Origin of the sequence: Pseudomonas sp. BF-R-30, assembly GCF_019956175.1 — a bacterium.
Taxonomy (GTDB): Bacteria; Pseudomonadota; Gammaproteobacteria; order Pseudomonadales; family Pseudomonadaceae; genus Aquipseudomonas; species Aquipseudomonas jessenii.
In genome coordinates, this window is sequence record NZ_JAHBDE010000046.1 from 1 (window position 1) to 20,268 (window position 20,268).

The window sequence follows — 20,268 nt, forward strand, 5'->3', positions numbered from 1 at the left end:
GGCATAGCCAACATTGATGTATCAGACAGACCGCTTTCGCGAGCAAGCCCGCTCCCACAGGGGTATTGCGATCGCATTTTTCTTTCGAGGCACCCAGATAGTCGTCAAGATTATGTGACAGGCAAAGCGTTTTTCAAACCAGGAAATCTCAATAGTTGCGCGACCTCGAGCAATTCGTAACGAAAACTTTACGAATATCGAGGGATTTTCCTGCGCGCGACGCTGAGCACCTGCTGCAACAATGCAATCCTTGGGGTATTTCTAGGTCCATAGCAGTACATAACAAGAACGAAATCCCCTAGCAGGAGAGCAGCATGAAGCAGACGCAATACGTGGCTCGCGAGCCCGATGCGCAAGGTTTTATCGACTACCCCGCCGAAGAACACGCGGTGTGGAACACGCTGATCACTCGTCAACTGAAAGTGATTGAAGGGCGTGCGTGCCAGGAGTACCTGGACGGTATCGAAAAACTCGGTCTGCCCCACGACCGCATTCCTCAACTCGGCGAAATCAACAAGGTCCTCGCTGAAACCACCGGCTGGCAGGTAGCCCGGGTTCCCGCACTGATTCCCTTCCAGACCTTTTTCGAATTGCTGGCCAGCAAGCAGTTTCCGGTGGCGACCTTTATTCGTACCCGCGAAGAACTGGACTACCTGCAAGAGCCGGACATTTTCCACGAGATCTTCGGTCACTGCCCGCTGCTGACCAACCCGTGGTTCGCCGAATTCACCCACACCTACGGCAAGCTCGGCCTCAAGGCGTCCAAGGAAGAACGCGTGTACCTGGCGCGCCTGTACTGGATGACCATCGAGTTCGGCCTGCTCGACACCCCGCAAGGCCAGCGCATCTACGGCGGCGGCATCCTGTCCTCGCCGAAAGAGACCGTCTACAGCCTGTCGAACGAGCCTGAACACCAAGCCTTCGACCCGCTGGAATGCATGCGCACGCCTTACCGCATCGACATCCTGCAACCCCTGTATTTCGTTCTGCCGAACCTCAAGCGCCTGTTCGACCTGGCCCACGAAGACATCATGGGCATGGTCAAGCAAGCGATGCAGATGGGTCTGCACACGCCGAAATTTCCGCCAAAGGCCGCGTGAACCGCGACTTTTGCTGACAAGTGAGTCTGTCAGTCACCGTCGCTTTGGTTTAGCGTGACGGCACTGTCGACCGATATAAAAACACTCGATTACAGGAAACACACCATGTCCACTTTGAACCAAGCCCATTGCGAAGCCTGCCGCGCCGACGCCCCACAAGTCAGCGACGAAGAACTGCCGATCCTGATCAAGCAGATCCCGGACTGGAACATCGAAGTACGTGACAGCGTCATGCAGCTGGAAAAGGTCTTCCTGTTCAAGAACTTCAAGCACGCCCTGGCGTTCACCAACGCCGTCGGCGAAATCTCCGAAGCCGAGGGCCATCACCCAGGCCTGCTGACCGAGTGGGGCAAAGTGACCGTGACCTGGTGGAGCCACTCGATCAAGGGCCTGCACCGCAACGATTTCATCATGGCCGCGCGCACTGACGAAGTGGCGAAGGACGCTGAGGGGCGCAAGTAATGCATTTCGACGCCATCGGTCGAGTGCCTGGCGACCCGATTCTGGGCCTGATGGAGGCCTACGCGCAGGACCCGAACCCGCGCAAATTCGATTTGGGCGTGGGTGTCTACAAGGACGCCCAGGGCCTGACGCCGATTCTCGAGTCGGTGAAGCTTGCCGAGCAGCGCCTGGTGGATCACCAGTCCACCAAGACCTACATCGGTGGTCACGGCGAACCGGCGTTCGGCAAAGCGATCAATGAGCTGGTGCTGGGTGCCGACTCGAAGCTGATCAGCGCACAACGCGCCGGCGCCACCCAGACTCCGGGCGGCACTGGGGCGTTGCGCCTGAGCGCGGACTTCATCGCCCAGTGCCTGCCAGGGCGTGGCGTGTGGTTGAGCAACCCGACCTGGCCGATCCACGAAACGATTTTTGCGGCAGCCAAGGTCAAGGTCAGCCACTACCCGTACGTGGGCAGCGACAACCGTCTCGACGTCGACGGCATGCTGGCGGCGCTCAACGAAGCGCCCAAGGGTGACGTGGTCTTGCTGCACGCCTGCTGCCACAACCCGACGGGTTTCGACCTGTCCCAGGATGACTGGCAACGGGTGCTGGAGGTAGTACGCAAGCGTGAATTGCTGCCGCTGATCGACTTCGCGTATCAAGGATTCGGCGATGGGCTGGAACAGGATGCCTGGTCGACCCGGCTGTTCGCCGCCGAGTTGCCGGAACTGCTGATCACCAGTTCCTGCTCAAAGAATTTCGGCCTGTACCGCGACCGCACCGGCGCGCTGATTGTCTGCGCGAAAACCGCCGACAAGCTGGTGGATATCCGCAGCCAACTGGCCAACATCGCCCGCAACCTGTGGTCGACGCCGCCGGATCATGGCGCTGCCGTTGTAGCGACCATCCTCGGTGATCCAGAGCTGAAACGCCTGTGGGCCGACGAAGTTGAAGCGATGCGCCTGCGTATCGCCCAACTGCGCAGCGGTTTGGTGGAAGCGCTGGAGCCTCACGGTTTGCGCGAGCGATTTGCCCATATTGGCGTGCAACGCGGGATGTTCTCCTACACCGGCCTGTCGCCTGAGCAAGTGAAGAACCTGCGCGATCATCACAGCGTGTACATGGTCAGCTCGGGCCGGGCCAACGTGGCCGGCATTGATGCCACGCGCCTGGACTTGCTGGCCGAGGCGATTGCCAGCGTCTGCAAGTAATCCTCGGGCACTGCAATCCCCCTGTGGGAGCGAGCTTGCTCGCGATAGCGGTCTATCAGTCAACATCATCGTTGAATGACACTCCGCAATCGCGAGCAAGCTCGCTCCCACATTTGCTTCTGCGTCATTGTTACTTATCTGTCTATACAACCCCATCCGTCGAAACAAATGGATATAAAAGTCCGTTTGTCATTTTCAGTGCTGTATCCTGCCAAGGCTTTTTTAAAGCGCGGATCTACCAGATCTATCAACAGACTTAGCGAGGAGCGCAACCATGCACGAGATTCCTAATCTCCCCTTCCCAAGCCTGCACGTACCTGAGCAGACGACCACGCAGCAAGCCGGAGCCCAACAGCCCGAGCCGAAAGAAGCCACTGACAGCCGCCAGGCTGACAGAGAAGACTGAAACACCCGCCGTACAGACCGTGTGGAAAGCGCTACCATGCGCTTTCCACACTGCCTGAAACGAGAACTTTCCATGACCGATGAATTCAGCGAAGCGCAGGCCAGCGTCCTGATCGGCACCGCCGAGAAAATGATCGAGATCTGGAATCGCCTCTCTCCCGAGAAACAAGCCGCTTTGCTCGCCCGCTTCGGCACCCAGGAAAATGCGCTGGCCGCCCTGGTCACCACGCAACTGGTCGCTCCCGTCAAAGCTGAATGACACCGCCCGGTAAATAGTTTTACTTTTTCACAACCGACGACCGTCCACACCGCTATCATAAGCAGCCTATCTATCCTGCTTTACCGTGGACCTTTACCCATGCCTGAAAACCAGCGCCCCCTGGCGGTCACGCTGCAAGTCGTTTCCATCGTCCTTTTCACCTTCATTGGCTACCTGAACATCGGCATCCCCCTGGCCGTATTGCCCGGTTACGTCCACAGCGACCTGGGCTTCGGCGCGGTGATCGCGGGTCTGGTGATCAGCGTGCAATACCTGGCCACCCTGCTCAGCCGCCCCTATGCCGGGAAGATCATCGACAACAAGGGCAGCAAACTGGCTGTGATGTATGGCCTGGCCGGTTGCGGCTTGAGCGGTGTGTTCATGCTGCTCTCGGCCTGGACCCAGAGCCTGCCGACCTTGAGCCTGATCAGCCTGTTGATCGGCCGCCTGGTGCTCGGCAGCGCCGAAAGCCTGGTGGGCTCGGGCTCGATTGGCTGGGGCATCGGCCGGGTCGGCGCGGCGAACACCGCCAAGGTCATTTCCTGGAACGGTATCGCCAGCTATGGCGCACTGGCTGTCGGCGCGCCCCTGGGCGTGCTGCTCGTCCATCAACTGGGCTTGTGGAGCATGGGGGTGAGCATTGTATTGCTGGCCGTTCTCGGCCTGCTGCTGGCCTGGCCGAAAACCGCCGCACCGATCGTTGCCGGTGAGCGCCTGCCGTTCATGCATGTGCTGGGGCGAGTCTTCCCCCACGGTTGCGGCCTGGCCCTGGGCTCCATCGGCTTCGGCACCATTGCCACCTTCATCACCTTGTATTACGCCACGCAACACTGGGACAACGCGGTGCTGTGCCTAAGCCTGTTCGGCGCCAGCTTCATCGGCGCGCGCTTGCTGTTCGGCAACCTGATCAACCGCCTCGGCGGCTTTCGCGTGGCCATTGCCTGCCTGTCAGTGGAAACCCTGGGATTGCTCCTGCTGTGGCTGGCACCGGATGCCCATTGGGCACTGGCGGGTGCGGCGCTGAGCGGCTTCGGCTTTTCGCTGGTGTTTCCGGCACTGGGCGTGGAGGCGGTCAACCTGGTCCCGGCCTCCAGCCGTGGTGCAGCGGTCGGCGCCTATTCGCTGTTCATCGACTTGTCGCTGGGGATCACCGGGCCGCTGGCCGGGGCGATTGCCGCCGGGTTCGGGTTCGCTTCGATCTTCCTGTTCGCCGCCCTCGCCGCGCTCAGCGGTTTGATGCTGAGCCTATACCTGTACCGGCAGGCGCCGAAGCAACGCGAAGCGCGGGACGCCCGCTAGAAGTCGACCTTGCCGCGCCCGGCCTTGATGTTGCCGCGCTTGCTCTTGGATTCGAGGCGACGGGTCTTCGAGCCGAGGGTCGGCTTGGTCGGACGGCGCTTTTTCTCGACCTTGGTGGCGCTGAGGATCAACTCGGTCAGCCGCAACAGCGCATCGGCGCGGTTCTGCTCCTGCGTCCGGTACTGCTGGGCCTTGATGATCAACACACCGTCGCTGGTGATGCGACTGTCGCGCAGCGCCAGCAGCCGCTCCTTGTAGAACTCGGGCAAGGACGACGCCGGAATGTCGAAGCGCAGGTGCACGGCGCTGGAAACCTTGTTGACGTTCTGCCCACCCGCGCCCTGGGCTCGAATGGCCGTCAACTCGATCTCGGCATCCGGCAGTTGCACGTTGTTGGAAATCACCAGCATGGAAAAGCGTCCGTATTCAGAGTGTGCAGGATACCGCGAATAGATGGGAGGAATCCGGACCTTGTGGGAGCGAGCTTGCTCCGGGCGGCGTTCCGACGAATGCGGAGTGTCAGTCGACTTGAATGCTGACGGTTAAACCGCTTTCGCGAGCAAGCCCGCTCCCACAAAGGGATTTATGTGAACCCCGAAAACAACAAACCCGGCACATGGCCGGGTTCGTTGTTTCTGCGCTCTGCGTTTACTTCGCCGCAGAGCCGGCAACCTGCAGTGCCTGTTGCGCACTGCGCTTGTTCTTGATGCCGTAGCAGACCCACATGAACACGAGCCACACCGGAATCGCGTACACCGATGTCTGGATCCCCGGAATCAACAACATCACACCAAGGATGAACAACACGAACGCCAGGCAGATGTAGTTGCCGTACGGATACCACAAGGCCTTGAACAGTGGCGTTTGTTTTGTCTTGTTCATGTGTTGGCGGAACTTGAAGTGCGAGTAGCTGATCATCGCCCAGTTGATCACCAGGGTGGCCACCACCAGCGACATCAGCAGTTCCAGCGCGCTGTGCGGAATCAGGTAGTTCAGCAGTACCGCGATCAGAGTCACGGCGGCCGAGGCCAGGATCGAGCGCACCGGCACACCGCGCTTGTCGATCTTCGCCAATGCCTTTGGCGCATCGCCTTGCTCGGCCATCCCCAGCAGCATGCGGCTGTTGCAGTAGGTGCCGCTGTTGTACACCGACAGCGCAGCGGTCAGGACCACGAAGTTGAGGATGTGCGCGGCGGTATTGCTGCCCAGCATCGAGAACACTTGCACGAACGGGCTGCCGCTATAGGAATCACCGGAAGCGTTCAGGGTGGTCAGCAAGCTGTCCCACGGCGTCAACGACAGCAGGATCACCAATGCACCGATGTAGAAAATCAGGATCCGGTAGATCACCTGGTTGATCGCTTTCGGAATCACGGTTTTCGGCTTGTCGGCTTCGGCAGCGGTGAAACCGAGCATTTCCAGGCCACCGAAGGAAAACATGATGAAAGCCATGGCCATCACCAGACCCGTGACACCGTTCGGGAAGAAGCCACCGTGGGACCACAGGTTGCTGACCGCAGCTTGCGGGCCGCCATTGCCACTGACCAGCAGGTAGCTGCCCAGAGCGATCATGCCGACGATCGCCACGACCTTGATGATCGCAAACCAGAACTCGGCCTCGCCAAAGACTTTGACGTTGGCCAGGTTTATGGCGTTGATCAGCACGAAGAAGGCAGCTGCGGAGGCCCAGGTCGGGATGTCCGGCGCCCAGTAGTGGATGTATTTGCCGACCGCGGTCAGCTCGGACATACCCACCAGAATGTACAGGATCCAGCAGTTCCAGCCCGACAGGAAGCCGGCAAAGCCGCCCCAGTACTTGTGCGCGAAGTGACTGAAGGAGCCGGCCACCGGATCTTCGACGATCATTTCACCCAGTTGGCGCATGATCATGAAGGCGATGAAGCCGCAGATGGCGTAGCCGAGGATCATCGACGGGCCGGCGGATTTCAGCACCCCGGCCGAGCCGAGGAACAAGCCGGTACCGATCGCGCCACCGAGGGCGATCAATTGAATGTGGCGATTTTTCAGGCCGCGTTTCAGCTCGCCTGATTGCGGGTTTTGTCCACTCATGAAAAGGGTCTCACGCAAGGTTTGATGATGTTCAGTAGACGTTGCTGCTCAAGAAAGGCGTTAAGCGGCACCGATCAAACCCCAGCGCAGGCACCAGGAGTTCAGCGTAATTACAACGGTCATGCGTCACCTGTTTGTTTTTATCTGTGACGAAATCGAACCCGACACGCTCGTGACGCGACGGAGTGAACAAGGCGGATAGCCCTGAGGGTTGCGCAGATGCGCAGGAGGTCACAGGTAAAACGCGGCGCATTGTACACCTGTAACCCCCTGCTGCCAGACCCGCTGGACAAGCGTGTCTATGGCCGGGATTGCCTGTGTCCGCCCCGAGAGGCTCGGGCGGCTGCAAAAAATGGGTCAGATCCTTGCGGATCATCGACGGGAAAGGCAGGAAAACCGCCTCTCGCGGAGAGATGGAGTTGGATTGCGGCGTTCATTGCGCCTCCTTTTTGTTATGCACCTGCACGACAGGCATGGCACGCATCTGACCCTGCATGACGTGTTGAAACAAGCGGGCTAGAAGGCTGGAAGGAGGATAGAAGGCGCTGATGCGTAAGCGTTTTCTTACGGCATACGGGGATAACCGAATCCACGGGGTTAATCGGCGGATTTCGTCAGGATTTCTTTACAGCGTGTAATTTTGATTTTCCACTTCGGACATCTCTTTGCTTCGACTGGCGCTTTCGCGAGCAAGCCCGCTCCCACAATGAATTGCATTTCGACCAAACAACTCCGCCCCCTGTGGGAGCGGGCTTGCTCGCGAAGGCGGCAACAAAATCAACAAAGACATAAAGCCAGGCAAAAAAAAACGCCAACCCGAAGGTTGGCGTTTTTGACTTGTCGCTAACAGCTTACCGCTGCCTCACTCCGGCTTGCGACGACCGAAGCCTGGACGCTGGCCGGAACCGGCCGGTGCGCCACGGCGTTTGCCCGATGGCGTGTCACCGTCGACCAGCTTGATCCCCGGACGCTTCGGCGCAGGCTTGGCCGGGCGCTTGGTGTCGGCCGGGCGATCGGCTACCGGCGTACCACGACCTTCGCCACGCTCGGTACGGCCGTTGGCCGGACGTGGCGTACGTGGAGCGCGTTCGCCGTCCTGACGGGCAGCAGGCTTGCGCCCTGGACGCTCGCCTTCGATCTGCGGCTCGCGGCTGGCACGAGGCGCGGCAGGTGCGGCGGCTGCACCAGTGGCTGGACGCAGGGTACGAACGCGCTCGGTCTTGGCCATCGGACGCGACGACTTGCGCTGCATCCGGTCAAGCTTGTCCTTGCTCTTGGCGTTCATCTGCGGCATCGCGACCGGCGTCAGGCCGACCTCGGCACTCAGGATGTCGACTTCGTACTGGCTCATTTCGCGCCAGCGGCCCATCGGCAGATCGGAGTTGAGGAACACCGGGCCGAAACGCACGCGCTTCAGACGGCTGACCACCAGGCCCTGGGATTCCCACAGGCGACGAACTTCGCGGTTACGACCTTCCATCACCACGCAGTGATACCAGTGGTTGAAACCTTCACCGCCTGGCGCCTGCTTGATGTCGGTGAACTTGGCCGGGCCGTCTTCAAGGACAACACCAGCCTTCAGGCGCTCGATCATCTCGTCATCGACTTCACCACGCACACGTACCGCGTATTCACGGTCCATTTCGTAGGAAGGGTGCATCAGGCGGTTGGCCAGCTCACCATCGGTGGTGAACATCAGCAGACCGGTGGTGTTGATGTCCAGACGACCGATGTTGATCCAGCGTCCCTCTTTAGGGCGCGGCATCTTGTCGAACACGGTCGGACGGCCTTCCGGGTCGACACGGGTGCAGATCTCGCCGTCGGGCTTGTTGTACATGATCACGCGGCGGACCGACTCGGCAGCCTCTTCGCGCTTGATCACCTTGCCATCGATGGTGATGGCGTCGTGCATGTCGACGCGCTGGCCAAGGGTGGCGTCTTTGCCGTTGACCTTGATGCGGCCGTGGCTGATCCAGGCTTCCACGTCACGGCGCGAGCCGACGCCGATACGGGCGAGGACTTTCTGCAGTTTTTCGCCTGCTGGGCCGATTGGCTGGTCGTCTTGCTGGTCTTTGATACTCATCTGGGCACCTCCCGGTGTGGTCTGAAAACTGGGTACTTGGGCGAAGGGATCGCCGAAGGGTCGCGAATCATACGCGCATGAGGGCGTTTGCGCATCAGAGACTAGCTGATCAAGGCAAGGTTATTTGTTTTTCCGCCGACCGGTGACATGTGACTTACCACCATGACCTTGTGGGAGCGGGCTTGCTCGCGAATGCGTCAGGTCAGCCAACAAAGATGTCGACTGACACGCCCTCTTCGCGAGCAAGCCCGCTCCCACAATGGATCTCCATAGTTCTCAAGAATCGTATCAATCTTCGAACTGGCGCCGTTCGGCCTCGATGGCTTCGGCCAGGGCCTGGGCTTCGGCTTCTTCGTCCGACAGTTCGGGCTCGGGTTTCGGCTGTTCGAGAGCGGCAACGGCGGCCAGGAGTTTTTCCCGGGCTTCGGCGACGCCGAGGATGTCGTCTTCTTGCTCCGGTTCAATTTCCGGTTCAGGCTCGGGCTGTGCCGCTTCGACTTCTGGCTCGATAACCGACTGTTCCGGATCGAATTCAGGCGACGCCCCATCACGCAGCAAATCGTCGAAATCGGTCTTGATCCCCTCCTCCATGCTGTCCAGCTCCAGCAGCAGCGTGTGGAAACTGGTTTCTTCCTTGGGTTCTTCCGGTTCGGCACTGGCGTCGGCCAGTTCCTGCAGGGCTGCCGGTACCGGGGCATCATCGAAGTCGAGCACCGGATCCGGTTCCAGCTCGCGCAGTTCCGCCAGCGGTGGCAGGTCGTCGAGGTTCTTCAGGTTGAAGTGATCGAGGAACGCCTTGGTGGTGGCGAACATCGCCGGCTTGCCGGGCACATCGCGGTAGCCGACGATGCGGATCCACTCGCGTTCCATCAAGGTCTTGACGATATTGCTGTTGACCGCCACGCCCCGCACGTCTTCGATTTCACCGCGGGTGATCGGCTGGCGATAGGCAATCAGCGCCATGGTTTCCAGCATGGCACGGGAGTAACGCTGCGGGCGCTCTTCCCACAGACGCCCGACCCAAGGCGCATACTTCTCGCGAATTTGCAGGCGATACCCCGAGGCCACTTCCTTGAGTTCAAACGCGCGGCCATCGCAGGACTTGGCGAGAATCGTCAGGGCCTTCTTGAAGACCGGCGGTTCCGGGCGCTCGCCTTCCTCGAAGAGTTCGAACAGGCTTTCCAAAGATTGCGGCTTTCCCGAGGCCAACAGAAAGGCTTCAAGCAAGGGTGCCAGATCACGGGGTTCAGTCAGGTTCATGTTTCGACTCGTTATTCGGCTCGGGCTCGCACGTGGATCGCGGCAAATGGCTCATTCTGCACCAGCTCGACCAGGGATTCCTTGACCAATTCAAGGATCGCCATGAAGGTCACCACCACCCCCAGGCGCCCTTCTTCAGCGGTGAACAGCTCGACAAACGGTACGAAACCGCCGCCCTTGAGGCGCTCCAGCACATCGCTCATGCGTTCGCGGGTCGACAGCGCTTCGCGGCTGACCTGATGGCTTTCGAACATGTCGCCACGGCGCAACACCTCGGCCATGGACAGCAGCAGCTCTGACAAGCGCACATCCGGCAACAGCTTGCGCGCCCGGGCCTCCGGGGCGTCCAGCTTGGGCACCACCACATCACGGCCGACGCGACTCAGGCCGTCGATGCCTTCGGCGGCAGCCTTGAAACGCTCGTATTCCTGCAAGCGGCGGATCAGTTCGGCGCGCGGATCTTCCTCTTCGTCTTCGACGGTTTCGGCCCGTGGCAGCAGCATCCGCGACTTGATCTCGGCCAGCATCGCGGCCATCACCAGGTATTCGGCGGCCAGCTCGAGGCGCACCGACTGCATCAACTCGACGTAGCCCATGTACTGGCGAGTGATTTCCGCCACCGGGATGTCGAGGATGTTGATGTTCTGTTTGCGGATCAGATACAGCAGCAGGTCGAGCGGGCCTTCGAACGCCTCGAGAAAGACTTCGAGGGCATCTGGCGGGATGTACAGGTCCAGCGGCATTTCCATGACCGCCTGGCCATAGACCATGGCGAAGGGCAGTTCCTGCTGGGCTCCGGCCTGACTGTCGACGGGTTCTACTGCGGACATCTAGGCCTCGACCATGAACGGCGCAGGGTCGCCGCAACCAACGCGAATGACTTCCGGCTCGCCGTCGGCGAGGCTGATCACGGTGGACGCCTTGATCCCGCCGAAACCGCCGTCGATGATCAGATCGACCTGATGTTCGAGCAACTGGCGCATTTCGTGCGGATCGCTCAACGGATCTTCATCGCCTGGCATGATCAGGGTTACGCTCATCAACGGTTCGCCCAGTTCAGCCAGCAGCGCCAGGGCAATCGGGTGGCTCGGCACACGCAGGCCGATGGTGCGCTTCTTCGGGTGCAACAACAGCCGCGGCACTTCGCGGGTGGCGTTGAGAATGAAGGTATACGGCCCCGGCAGATGGGCCTTGAGAATGCGGAAAGTGCCGGTGTCGATCTTGGCGAACAGCCCCAGTTGCGACAGGTCGCTGCAAATCAGCGCGAAGTTGTGCTTTTCATCCAGCTGCCGCAGACGCCGAACGCGCTCCACGGCTACCTTGTCGCCGATCTGGCAACCTATGGCGTAGGAAGAGTCCGTGGGATAAATCACCACCCCGCCCTTGCGGATGATCTCGACCGCCTGTTTGATCAGACGCGCTTGCGGGTTTTCCGGATGAATCTGGAAAAATTGACTCACATTCTCTACCTGTTCAGACGGCGGCAATAATTGGGTCATGTTTGAATCGACACCATAGCGGTGGCAGATCCTCCGGGAGTGGCCGGTATTCACCGATCTCCGACCAGCCCCCGGGGCCATGAAAATCACTGCCGGCACTGACCAGCAGACCGAACTCGCGGGCCAGAATGGCCAGGCTGCCCACTTGCTCGGCAGGCTGGTAACCATTGACCACTTCGATGGCGTGGCCCCCTGCTTGAATATAGTCGGCAATCAGGCGACGTCGCTTGCTGCGCGTGAATTCATAGTGCCATGGGTGTGCCAGACTGACCCAGGCCTTGGCCGCGCGCAGGGTTTCGACGGTTTCCTCCAGGGTCGGCCAGTGTTGCTTGACGTCGCCCAGCTTGCCGGCGCCCAGCCATTTGCGGAACGCCTCGGCGCGATCCTTGACGAAACCTTCACGTACCATCCAGTCGGCGAAATGCGGGCGAGCCGGCGCGTTACCGCTGTCGCCCAGCTCCTGCTGGATCTCCCGGGCGCCATCCAGCGCCCCCGGCATGCCTTTGAGCGCCAGTTTGCGGCTGATTTCCTCGGAGCGTAGCCAGCGGCCATCATGCAATCTGGCGATGGCCTCGACCAACGGCGCGGCGTTGACGTCAAAACCGTAGCCCAGGATATGAATGGTCGCGCCGCCCCAGGTGCAGGACAATTCGACGCCGTTGACCAGTTGCATCCCCAGCGCGGTAGCCGCGTGCCGGGCCTCGTCGAGGCCCTCAAGGGTGTCGTGATCGGTCAAGGCCAGGACTCGCACGCCTTTCTCGAACGCCCGCGCCACCAGAACCGCAGGCGCCAGGGCGCCATCGGAGGCCGTGCTATGGCAGTGCAAATCAACATTCACAGGGCTTTGTAACCTCAAATCAGCTGGCGCTATCGCGCGCCCATATGTTTGTTATTATGCCGCCACATCCTGCTTCTGGCTGCCACTGTGAAACAATTCATCGATTTCATCCCGCTACTGCTGTTTTTCATCGTCTTCAAAATCGACCCACAGGTCGTCGACATCGCCGGTCATGAGATCACTGTAGGCGGTATTTACAGCGCCACCGCGATGCTGATCGTCAGTTCACTGGTGGTCTACGGCACACTGTTCATCAAGCAGCGCAAGCTGGAGAAGAGCCAGTGGCTGACCCTGATCGCCTGCCTGGTCTTCGGCAGCCTGACGCTCGCGTTCCACAGCGAGACGTTCCTTAAGTGGAAAGCCCCGGTGGTCAACTGGCTGTTCGCCCTTGCGTTCATCGGCAGCCACTTCGTCGGTGACAGCCTGCTGATCAAACGCATCATGGGCCACGCGCTGACCTTGCCGGAGCCGGTCTGGACGCGCCTGAACATCGCCTGGATCGCCTTCTTCCTGTTTTGCGGTGCCGCCAACCTGTTTGTCGCGTTCACCTTCCAGAGCTACTGGGTCGACTTCAAGGTCTTCGGCAGCCTGGGCATGACTTTGCTGTTCCTGATCGGCCAGGGCATCTACCTGTCCCGTCATCTGCACGATGCCGACACCACAACGCCAAAAACCGAGGACTGACATGCTTTACGCAATCATTGCCACAGACGTCGCCAACTCCCTGGAAGCCCGCCTGGCCGCTCGGCCTGCACACCTCGAGCGCCTGCAAGCGCTCAAGGGCGAAGGTCGCATCGTACTGGCCGGCCCACATCCGGCGATCGACAGCAATGATCCGGGCGCGGCGGGTTTCACCGGCAGCCTGATCGTCGCCGAATTCGATTCCCTGAGCGCCGCCCAGGCCTGGGCCGACGCTGATCCGTACATCGCCGCTGGCGTCTACGCCAACGTTCTGGTCAAGCCGTTCAAGCAAGTCCTGCCGTAACTTTCTTCTCGCAATGCCCCCACGCGGTGAACCATATCGGTTCATCGCGTTCTCAATCGCTCATTATTCTCGTTTGCCGGCCGACAACTTTCCCAATACTCGTATTGGAACCAGGAGTCGCCATGCGCAAGGGTCCGTTGTGCCTGATGTTGGTCACGTTGTCGATCGTGGCGCCCGCCCACGGTGAAGAAAACGCCGAGGGGGGCAACTCGACGCCGCTTTCCTTGAGCGCTGGAAGCCAGATCACCGAGCTGCAGCAACGCTTGAAAGAAAGCGAACGGCAACGGGAAGAACTGAACAAACAATTGCAAACTGCCGATGGCGAACGCGAAAGCCCGCTCCTGGCCCGGTTGCGCCAGGAGAACCAGCGTTTGAAGCTGCAACTCAAGGAAGCCCAGGCCAGCAGTCCGCTGCCGCGCCTGCTGACCGACCAGCAACAATGGTTCGTCATTGGCGCCGGGGTAGCGCTATTGGCCCTGCTCTGCGGTATCTTCGCCAGTGGAGCAAGTCGAAAACGTCGACAATGGCTAAATTGAGTGAGTCATGAGCGAGCTGTTACTTATTGATGATGACCAGGAGCTGTGTGAGCTCCTGAGCAGTTGGCTGAGCCAGGAAGGGTTTCAGGTTCGGGCCTGTCACGACGGCCAGAGCGCACGCCGCGCGCTGGCTGAAACCGCCCCGGCGGCCGTGGTGCTGGATGTGATGTTGCCCGATGGCAGCGGCCTGGAACTGCTCAAGCAGTTGCGCAGCGATCACCCGGACTTGCCCGTACTGATGCTCTCGGCCCGGGGCGAACCGCTGGACCGTATCCTCGGCCTGGAACTCGGCGCCGACGATTACCTGGCCAAGCCCTGCGACCCACGGGAACTGACCGCCCGCCTGCGCGCAGTCCTGCGCCGTAGCCACCCGGCGGCGGTGTCCAGCCAGATGGAACTGGGCGACCTGTGTTTCAGCCCGGTGCGCGGCGTGGTCAGCATCGACGAACAGGAATTCACCCTCACCGTCTCCGAAAGCCGCCTGCTGGAAGCCTTGCTCAAGCAACCGGGCGAGCCCCTGGACAAACAGGAACTGGCGCAGATCGCCCTCGGCCGCAAGCTGACCCTGTACGACCGCAGCCTGGACATGCACGTCAGCAACCTGCGCAAGAAGATCGGCCCACACCCCGATGGTCGCCCCCGCATCGTGGCCCTGCGCAGCCGCGGTTACTACTACAGCCTGTAGGAGCAGCCGGTCGACGCTCGATTGCTCGCGATGGTCTCACAGTCAACGCGCTTTTCCAGACAGCACGCGTAATCGTTCAACTCCATCGCGAGCTCGCTCCTACAGCAAGGCACCTGGACGTTTTGTCAGGTCGGCGCAAAATCATCTTTACCCAAGCTTTACGTACCGCTGACCGCCGCTGACTTTGATCTGCGTAATCTGTACTCATCCGGAACGTACCGGGAACGAGACAAGGAGATACACCATGCGCAAGACTCTTATCGCTCTGATGTTCGCTGCTGCCCTGCCGACCGTTGCCATGGCCATGCCTGAAGGCACGGGCCCCATGGGTGGATCGATGGACGGTTCGCGCCACGGCGGTCAGATGCACGGCATGCACGGCAAAGGCCCGTACAGTGAACTGGACCTGAGCCGCGAACAGCGCGAGCAGATCCGCAAGATCATGGGCGAGCAGATGCACGAGAGTAAGCAACTGGTCGACAAGTACCTGGAGAAACTCTCGCCAGCCGACCAGAAAGCCATGAAGGACGAGATGGCCGCCAACCACAAGAAAGCGGAAGCGGATGTGCGCGCTTTGCTGAAACCGGATCAACAGAAGAAATTCGACGAGATCCAGAAAAAACAGGCTGAACGTCGCGCCGAGTGGGCCGAGTTCAAGGCCTGGAAAGCGCAACAACCGCAAAAGGCGCAATAATGCGCTGACCCTGGACCCGACGGCTGAACACCGTTGGGTCTGACACCACACAATTCACTGTGGGAGCGGGCTTGCTCGCGAAGGCGGAGTATCAGTCACCATTGTTCTTGACTGACAAATCGCCTTCGCGAGCAAGCCCGCTCCCACAAGGGTTGTGATCGTTTGAGGATTTTCCGTGCGTTCATTGTTCTGGCGTATCCTGGCCAGCTTCTGGCTGGCCATCGCCCTGGTTGCAGGGCTTTCCATCCTGCTCGGGCACATGCTCAACCAGGACGCATGGATTCTCAGCCGCCACCCGGGCCTCAACACGCTGGCCGAAGAGTGGACGCAAACCTACGAAAGCCAGGGTGAAGACGCCGCCCAGGACATTCTCCAGCAACGCAAACGCCAGTATCACATCGACGTTCAGGTGCTTAACGAAAGCGGCGATCCGCTGGTGCGCGGCACTTTCCCCAAACGTGCGGCGGCCTTTGAGGCGCGCCAGAACAATGAGGACCGGCGCCTGCCGTGGCGGCGTCTGACCGATGAGTTCACCAGCGAAAAAACCGGCGACACCTACCTGTTCATCTACCGCATCGCGCACCCGGAACTGGACGCCTGGCACCGCGAGAGCCTGCTCTGGCCGCTCAGTGCGCTGGGGATCGCCCTGGTGGTGCTGACCCTGTTCAGCCTGCTGGTGACCTTCTCCATCACTCGCCCGCTCAGCCGTCTGCGCGGCGCGGTGCATGACCTGGGACAAACCACGTATCAACAGAACAGCCTGGTCAAGCTGGCCAACCGTCGCGATGAGTTCGGCGTCCTGGCCAACGACTTCAACCGCATGGGTGCGCGCCTGCAAAGCCTGATTGGCAGTCAGCGGCAACTGCTGCGGGATGTGTCCCATGAACTGCGCTCGCCCCTCGCCCGCCTGCGTATCGCGCTGGCACTGGCCGAACGGGCCACCCCACAGGAACGGGAACTGCTGTGGCCGCGCCTGACCCGCGAGTGCGACCGACTGGAAGCGCTGATCAGCGAAATCCTGGTACTGGCGCGGGTCGACTCCGATAACGCCAGTGCGGAAGAGGTGGACCTGAACGCCTTGCTCAATACCCTGCAAAAGGATGCGCAACTCGGTTCACCCGAGCAACTGGTCCACCTCGAAGCCGAATCGCAACTGAATCTGAAGGGCTGGCCGACCATGATCGAACGGGCCGTCGACAATCTGCTGCGCAATGCACAGCGTTTCAATCCGGTAGGTGGCCTACCGATCGAAATGCAGGCGCTGCGTCAGGGTGAGCGGATCGTCGTGACTGTGCGCGATCATGGGCCCGGAGTCAGTGCCGAATACATGAGTCAGCTCGGTGAGCCATTCTATCGAGCGCCGGGGCAGACTGCGGCCGGACACGGCCTGGGCCTGGCCATCGCCCGGCGCGCGGCGGAGCGACATGGCGGCAGCCTGGTGCTGGCCAATCACCCGGAAGGCGGGTTCATTGCCAGCCTGGAATTGCCGTTGGTGCCGGGGGCTGTCGTGCAGCCCTGAAACGGACACCCTTTGATGTGAGCTACCTGGATCTACTGTGGGAGCGAGCTTGCTCGCGATGACGCAGGCACTCTCAACAATCAAATTGACTGACCGGCCGCTATCGCGAGCAAGCTCGCTCCCACAGGTTTTGCGGTGTCAGACTTTGCCCGGCCAGGCGCTGACGAATTCGGCCAGGTCGACTTTCTCGGCCACACGCGGTTCTTTCTGCGGTGTGCCCAGATACAGGAAAGCAATCACCTCTTCCCCTTCCGCCAGGCCCAAACCCTTGGCCACATGGGGCGAGTAAGCCAGGTCACCGGTACGCCACACCGCGCCAATGCCCTGCGCATACGCCGCGAGCAAAATCCCGTGGGCCGCACAGCCTGCCGCCAGCAATTGCTCGGACTTCGGATATTTGACGTGATCCTGCAACCGCGCAATCACCACCACCACCAGTGGTGCACGCAGTGGATTATTGCGCGCCTTGTCGATAGCCGCTTCGCCGACTTCGCTGTCTTGCAGTTTCGCCGCCTCGGCCAGCAACTCGCCCATCTGCTCACGCGCCGCGCCTTCCACCGTCAGGAAACGCCAAGGCTGCAAGTGACCGTGATCCGGAGCGCGCATGGCGGCGCCAAACAGCACCTCGCGCTGCTCGGCAGTGGGTGCAGGGTCAATCAGTCGTGGAACGGAAACACGGTTGAGCAAAGCGTCGAGAGCCTGCATCGGCCACCTCCTGAAAAATTTGTGCGGCTATTCTAGCTGTAACTGTCGCAGCAGTGCCGGTTTACATGCCCTGCCCCGCAGGTAGAATGGCGCCCTTTCCACTATCAGCCGAGCGGACCTCATGGCGTTGCCGACCTTACGGATCATTGGTTTCATCATCGGCATCTTCCTGATCACGCTGGCGATCTCCATGGTCGTGCCCATGGCCACACTGGTCATTTTCGAGCGCACCAGCGATCTGCCATCGTTCCTCTGGGCCAGCATGATCACCTTTGTCGCCGGTTTGGCGCTGGTGATTCCAGGGCGCCCCGAACATATTCACCTGCGCCCCCGGGACATGTACCTGCTGACCGTCAGCAGTTGGCTGGTGGTGTGCATCTTCGCCGCGCTGCCATTCCTGCTGACCCAGCACATCAGCTACACCGATTCATTCTTCGAAAGCATGTCCGGCATCACCGCCACTGGCGCAACCGTGCTCAACGGCCTGGACAACATGTCCCCCGGCATCCTGATGTGGCGCTCGTTGCTGCACTGGATCGGCGGCATCGGCTTCATCGGCATGGCGGTGGCGATCCTGCCGCTGTTGCGCATCGGCGGCATGCGGCTGTTCCAGACCGAATCGTCGGACCGCTCGGAAAAGGTCATGCCCCGCTCACACATGGTGGCGCGGCTGATCGTGGCGGCCTACGTCGGCATTACCATTGTCGGCAGCCTGGCGTTCTGGTGGGCCGGGATGAGCCCGTTCGACGCCATCAACCATGCGATGTCGGCCATTTCCACCGGCGGCTTCTCGACCTCCGACCAGTCTTTGGCCAAGTGGCCGCAACCGGCGGTGCATTGGGTAGCGATCGTCATCATGATTCTCGGTGCCCTGCCGTTCACCCTGTATGTGGCCACGTTGCGTGGAAACCGTCGGGCGCTGATCAAGGACGAACAGGTTCAAGGCCTGCTCGGCATGCTGCTGGTGACCTGGCTGGTGCTCGGCACCTGGTATTGGTGGACTACCCAGCTGCATTGGCTGGAGGCGTTGCGGCATGTGGCGCTGAACGTGACATCGGTGGTGACGACGACCGGTTTCGCGCTGGGGGACTACAGCCTCTGGGGCAATTTCTCGCTGATGCTGTTCTTCTACCTGGGGTTTATCGGCGGTTGTTCCGGCTCGACCGCGGGCGGGATCAAGATTTTCCGCTTCCAGGTGGCCTATATCCTGCTCAAGGCCAACCTTAACCAGCTGATTCACCCGCGGGCGGTGATCAAGCAGAAGTACAACGGTCACCGCCTCGACGAAGAAATCGTGCGGTCGATCCTGACCTTTTCGTTCTTCTTTGCAATCACCATCTGTGTGATCGCGCTGCTGCTGTCGCTGCTCGGCGTGGACTGGATGACCGCCCTCACCGGCGCGGCCAGTACCGTGTCCGGTGTCGGCCCGGGGCTCGGCGAAACCATCGGCCCGGCGGGCAACTTCGCCACCCTGCCGGATGCCGCCAAGTGGATTCTCTCGTTCGGCATGCTGCTGGGCCGGTTGGAGATCATTACGGTGTTTGTGCTGTGTATTCCGGCATTTTGGCGTCATTGACCGCATCAGGTGCTTGCATCAGCCGCATCCGGTACTCGCCGGGTGTGGCATCGAACCAGCGCCGGAAAGCACGGAAGAAGTTGCTCGGATCGGCAAACCCCAGCAAGTAGGCAATTTCCAGCAAGGTCATGTTCGGTCGTGCCAGGTACTGTTCGGCCAGTTCGCGCCGGGTATCGTCCAGCAGCGCCTGAAAACTCGTACCCTCTTCCTGCAAGCGCCGCTGCAAGGTGCGCTGGGACAGATGCAGCGTCTGTGCCACGGTATCGCGCTTGGGTTCGCCTTGGGGCAACAGGCGGCACAACACCTGCCGCGCCTTTTGGGTCACGCGGCTTTCGGAAAAACGCGCCAGGTACTCGCCGGCAAAGCGGTCATGCAGCAACGCCATGGCCTCGTTGGCCGTCGGCAGCGGCGCTTCCATATCGGCGGGTTCGAAAATCAGCGCATCGTAAGGTGCGTTGAACACCAGCGGTGCATGGAAAGCTTGTTTATAGGGTTCCAGATTGACCGGTTCGGTACCTTGCAACAACACTTTGCGCGGTTGCAACGTACGCCCGGTCAACCAGCCACACAGCGCCAAGGCACAGGCCATTGAAGCTTCGGCGCTTTGCCGGGTCGGCGGCAGATGATCGCCATGCACCGTCAGAATCAGCCCGTAGCCTTCTTCCAGCAGCTGGAAACTCAGGTCGGCACTTTCGGCGATGATCCGCTGATAGCGCACCAGACGCTGAAAGCCTTCGGCCAGGGTCCGGCTGGACATCAAGGCGTAACCGGCCACATGAAACTGCGCCGGTCGCAGCACCTTGCCCATGTTCAGGCCGATGGCCGGGTTCCCGGACAGCTCGACCGCGCGTTGCCACAACCGGGTCATGGAATCTTGGGGGAAGCGTGCGTCCGGATCATCCAGTGCCGCGTAGTCGAGCCCCAACTGCTTGAACAGAGCCCGGCAATCCAGGCCGTCCATCTCCAGCGCTTTGACAATCCCCATCGCCCAGCTTGCAGAAGTCGTTCGTTCGCTCATGGCGTTTTCTTACATGGTGGCCGCATGCTACGGCTATTGACCGAAGGATACTAAAGTGGCGCCTATTGTCAGTGGCTGATGC

The 20,268-nt window shown here is 60.6% G+C and carries 21 protein-coding genes; 12 read left to right on the top strand and 9 right to left on the bottom strand.

Features of this window, described 5'->3' with window-relative positions:
- Nucleotides 1-314: 314 nt before the first annotated feature.
- The 5 genes from phhA (at nt 315) to KGB20_RS21990 (ending at nt 4,718) form a co-directional block, all read left to right on the top strand.
- Entirely contained in the window at nt 315-1,100 is a 786-nt protein-coding gene (gene phhA, locus KGB20_RS21965; protein WP_057715923.1) for a phenylalanine 4-monooxygenase, read from the top strand.
- 105 nt (nt 1,101-1,205) lie between these two features.
- Complete coding sequence (locus KGB20_RS21970; RefSeq protein WP_007938547.1) at nt 1,206-1,562, top strand: 4a-hydroxytetrahydrobiopterin dehydratase; 357 nt, start codon at nt 1,206-1,208, stop codon at nt 1,560-1,562.
- Nucleotides 1,562-2,755 carry an amino acid aminotransferase gene (locus KGB20_RS21975; RefSeq protein WP_057715924.1) on the top strand — a complete coding sequence of 398 codons (1,194 nt, stop codon included), beginning with the start codon at nt 1,562-1,564 and terminating at the stop codon, nt 2,753-2,755. The genes KGB20_RS21970 and KGB20_RS21975 overlap by 1 nt, the downstream gene beginning before the upstream one ends.
- A 478-nt stretch (nt 2,756-3,233) precedes the next feature.
- A complete protein-coding gene (locus KGB20_RS21985) occupies nt 3,234-3,419 on the top strand; it encodes a hypothetical protein (RefSeq protein ID WP_057715925.1) in 186 nt (61 codons plus the stop codon).
- 99 nt (nt 3,420-3,518) lie between these two features.
- Nucleotides 3,519-4,718 carry an MFS transporter gene (locus tag KGB20_RS21990; RefSeq protein ID WP_150813398.1) on the top strand — a complete coding sequence of 400 codons (1,200 nt, stop codon included), beginning with the start codon at nt 3,519-3,521 and terminating at the stop codon, nt 4,716-4,718.
- Here KGB20_RS21990 and arfB read toward each other — a convergent pair.
- The 7 genes from arfB to KGB20_RS22025 form a co-directional block, all read right to left on the bottom strand.
- Nucleotides 4,715-5,128 (bottom strand): alternative ribosome rescue aminoacyl-tRNA hydrolase ArfB, encoded by a 414-nt coding sequence (gene arfB, locus KGB20_RS21995; protein WP_057715927.1) that lies wholly within the window; start codon nt 5,126-5,128, stop codon nt 4,715-4,717. The genes KGB20_RS21990 and arfB overlap by 4 nt on opposite strands.
- Nucleotides 5,129-5,366: 238 nt before the next feature.
- Nucleotides 5,367-6,788 carry an amino acid permease gene (locus KGB20_RS22000; protein ID WP_154860770.1) on the bottom strand — a complete coding sequence of 474 codons (1,422 nt, stop codon included), beginning with the start codon at nt 6,786-6,788 and terminating at the stop codon, nt 5,367-5,369.
- 862 nt (nt 6,789-7,650) lie between these two features.
- Entirely contained in the window at nt 7,651-8,871 is a 1,221-nt protein-coding gene (gene rluB, locus KGB20_RS22005) for a 23S rRNA pseudouridine(2605) synthase RluB (protein WP_154947159.1), read from the bottom strand.
- Between the two features lie 288 nt (nt 8,872-9,159).
- Nucleotides 9,160-10,131, bottom strand: a complete 972-nt coding sequence (scpB, locus tag KGB20_RS22010; RefSeq protein WP_154910919.1) for an SMC-Scp complex subunit ScpB — start codon at nt 10,129-10,131, stop codon at nt 9,160-9,162.
- An 11-nt stretch (nt 10,132-10,142) separates the two neighbouring features.
- Nucleotides 10,143-10,901, bottom strand: coding sequence for a segregation and condensation protein A (locus tag KGB20_RS22015; RefSeq protein ID WP_172435389.1), 759 nt, complete (start codon nt 10,899-10,901; stop codon nt 10,143-10,145).
- Nucleotides 10,902-10,961: 60 nt separating this feature from the next.
- Nucleotides 10,962-11,591, bottom strand: coding sequence for an L-threonylcarbamoyladenylate synthase (locus KGB20_RS22020; protein ID WP_032829738.1), 630 nt, complete (start codon nt 11,589-11,591; stop codon nt 10,962-10,964).
- 13 nt (nt 11,592-11,604) lie between these two features.
- Complete coding sequence (locus KGB20_RS22025; RefSeq protein WP_150813395.1) at nt 11,605-12,468, bottom strand: PHP domain-containing protein; 864 nt, start codon at nt 12,466-12,468, stop codon at nt 11,605-11,607.
- 87 nt (nt 12,469-12,555) lie between these two features.
- On the opposite strand from KGB20_RS22025, the gene KGB20_RS22030 reads away from it, so the two are divergent.
- From KGB20_RS22030 to KGB20_RS22055, 6 genes are all read left to right on the top strand, one after another.
- Complete coding sequence (locus KGB20_RS22030; RefSeq protein WP_057715933.1) at nt 12,556-13,152, top strand: septation protein A; 597 nt, start codon at nt 12,556-12,558, stop codon at nt 13,150-13,152.
- A 1-nt stretch (nt 13,153) separates the two neighbouring features.
- Entirely contained in the window at nt 13,154-13,453 is a 300-nt protein-coding gene (locus KGB20_RS22035; protein WP_053156484.1) for a YciI family protein, read from the top strand.
- 122 nt (nt 13,454-13,575) lie between these two features.
- Nucleotides 13,576-13,989: a hypothetical protein gene (locus tag KGB20_RS22040; protein WP_057715935.1), complete on the top strand. Its 414-nt coding sequence runs from the start codon at nt 13,576-13,578 to the stop codon at nt 13,987-13,989.
- 7 nt (nt 13,990-13,996) lie between these two features.
- The gene (locus KGB20_RS22045) at nt 13,997-14,674 is read left to right on the top strand and encodes a response regulator transcription factor (protein WP_007984138.1); all 678 of its coding nucleotides are present in this window, start codon (nt 13,997-13,999) and stop codon (nt 14,672-14,674) included.
- A 244-nt stretch (nt 14,675-14,918) separates the two neighbouring features.
- Entirely contained in the window at nt 14,919-15,368 is a 450-nt protein-coding gene (locus tag KGB20_RS22050) for a Spy/CpxP family protein refolding chaperone (RefSeq protein WP_223532998.1), read from the top strand.
- A 175-nt stretch (nt 15,369-15,543) separates the two neighbouring features.
- Nucleotides 15,544-16,887 (top strand): sensor histidine kinase, encoded by a 1,344-nt coding sequence (locus KGB20_RS22055; protein ID WP_223533000.1) that lies wholly within the window; start codon nt 15,544-15,546, stop codon nt 16,885-16,887.
- A 138-nt stretch (nt 16,888-17,025) separates the two neighbouring features.
- Here the strand turns inward: KGB20_RS22055 and KGB20_RS22060 are convergent, their stop codons facing one another.
- Complete coding sequence (locus KGB20_RS22060; RefSeq protein WP_090453776.1) at nt 17,026-17,592, bottom strand: NAD(P)H nitroreductase; 567 nt, start codon at nt 17,590-17,592, stop codon at nt 17,026-17,028.
- Between the two features lie 121 nt (nt 17,593-17,713).
- Between KGB20_RS22060 and KGB20_RS22065 the strand changes: the two genes are divergently transcribed.
- Nucleotides 17,714-19,168, top strand: coding sequence for a TrkH family potassium uptake protein (locus tag KGB20_RS22065; protein WP_102669776.1), 1,455 nt, complete (start codon nt 17,714-17,716; stop codon nt 19,166-19,168).
- Here KGB20_RS22065 and KGB20_RS22070 read toward each other — a convergent pair.
- The gene (locus KGB20_RS22070; protein WP_223533002.1) at nt 19,125-20,186 is read right to left on the bottom strand and encodes an AraC family transcriptional regulator; all 1,062 of its coding nucleotides are present in this window, start codon (nt 20,184-20,186) and stop codon (nt 19,125-19,127) included. The genes KGB20_RS22065 and KGB20_RS22070 overlap by 44 nt on opposite strands.
- Between the last annotated feature and the right edge of the window lie 82 nt (nt 20,187-20,268).

Coding starts and splice junctions, on each gene's coding strand:
- phhA (WP_057715923.1), top strand. CDS start 315: ATGAAGCAGACGCAATACGTGGCTCGCGAGCCCGATGCGCAAGGTTTT.
- KGB20_RS21970 (WP_007938547.1), top strand. CDS start 1,206: ATGTCCACTTTGAACCAAGCCCATTGCGAAGCCTGCCGCGCCGACGCC.
- KGB20_RS21975 (WP_057715924.1), top strand. CDS start 1,562: ATGCATTTCGACGCCATCGGTCGAGTGCCTGGCGACCCGATTCTGGGC.
- KGB20_RS21985 (WP_057715925.1), top strand. CDS start 3,234: ATGACCGATGAATTCAGCGAAGCGCAGGCCAGCGTCCTGATCGGCACC.
- KGB20_RS21990 (WP_150813398.1), top strand. CDS start 3,519: ATGCCTGAAAACCAGCGCCCCCTGGCGGTCACGCTGCAAGTCGTTTCC.
- arfB (WP_057715927.1), bottom strand. CDS start 5,128: ATGCTGGTGATTTCCAACAACGTGCAACTGCCGGATGCCGAGATCGAG.
- KGB20_RS22000 (WP_154860770.1), bottom strand. CDS start 6,788: ATGAGTGGACAAAACCCGCAATCAGGCGAGCTGAAACGCGGCCTGAAA.
- rluB (WP_154947159.1), bottom strand. CDS start 8,871: ATGAGTATCAAAGACCAGCAAGACGACCAGCCAATCGGCCCAGCAGGC.
- scpB (WP_154910919.1), bottom strand. CDS start 10,131: ATGAACCTGACTGAACCCCGTGATCTGGCACCCTTGCTTGAAGCCTTT.
- KGB20_RS22015 (WP_172435389.1), bottom strand. CDS start 10,901: ATGGTCTATGGCCAGGCGGTCATGGAAATGCCGCTGGACCTGTACATC.
- KGB20_RS22035 (WP_053156484.1), top strand. CDS start 13,154: ATGCTTTACGCAATCATTGCCACAGACGTCGCCAACTCCCTGGAAGCC.
- KGB20_RS22040 (WP_057715935.1), top strand. CDS start 13,576: ATGCGCAAGGGTCCGTTGTGCCTGATGTTGGTCACGTTGTCGATCGTG.
- KGB20_RS22045 (WP_007984138.1), top strand. CDS start 13,997: ATGAGCGAGCTGTTACTTATTGATGATGACCAGGAGCTGTGTGAGCTC.
- KGB20_RS22050 (WP_223532998.1), top strand. CDS start 14,919: ATGCGCAAGACTCTTATCGCTCTGATGTTCGCTGCTGCCCTGCCGACC.
- KGB20_RS22060 (WP_090453776.1), bottom strand. CDS start 17,592: ATGCAGGCTCTCGACGCTTTGCTCAACCGTGTTTCCGTTCCACGACTG.
- KGB20_RS22065 (WP_102669776.1), top strand. CDS start 17,714: ATGGCGTTGCCGACCTTACGGATCATTGGTTTCATCATCGGCATCTTC.
- KGB20_RS22070 (WP_223533002.1), bottom strand. CDS start 20,186: ATGAGCGAACGAACGACTTCTGCAAGCTGGGCGATGGGGATTGTCAAA.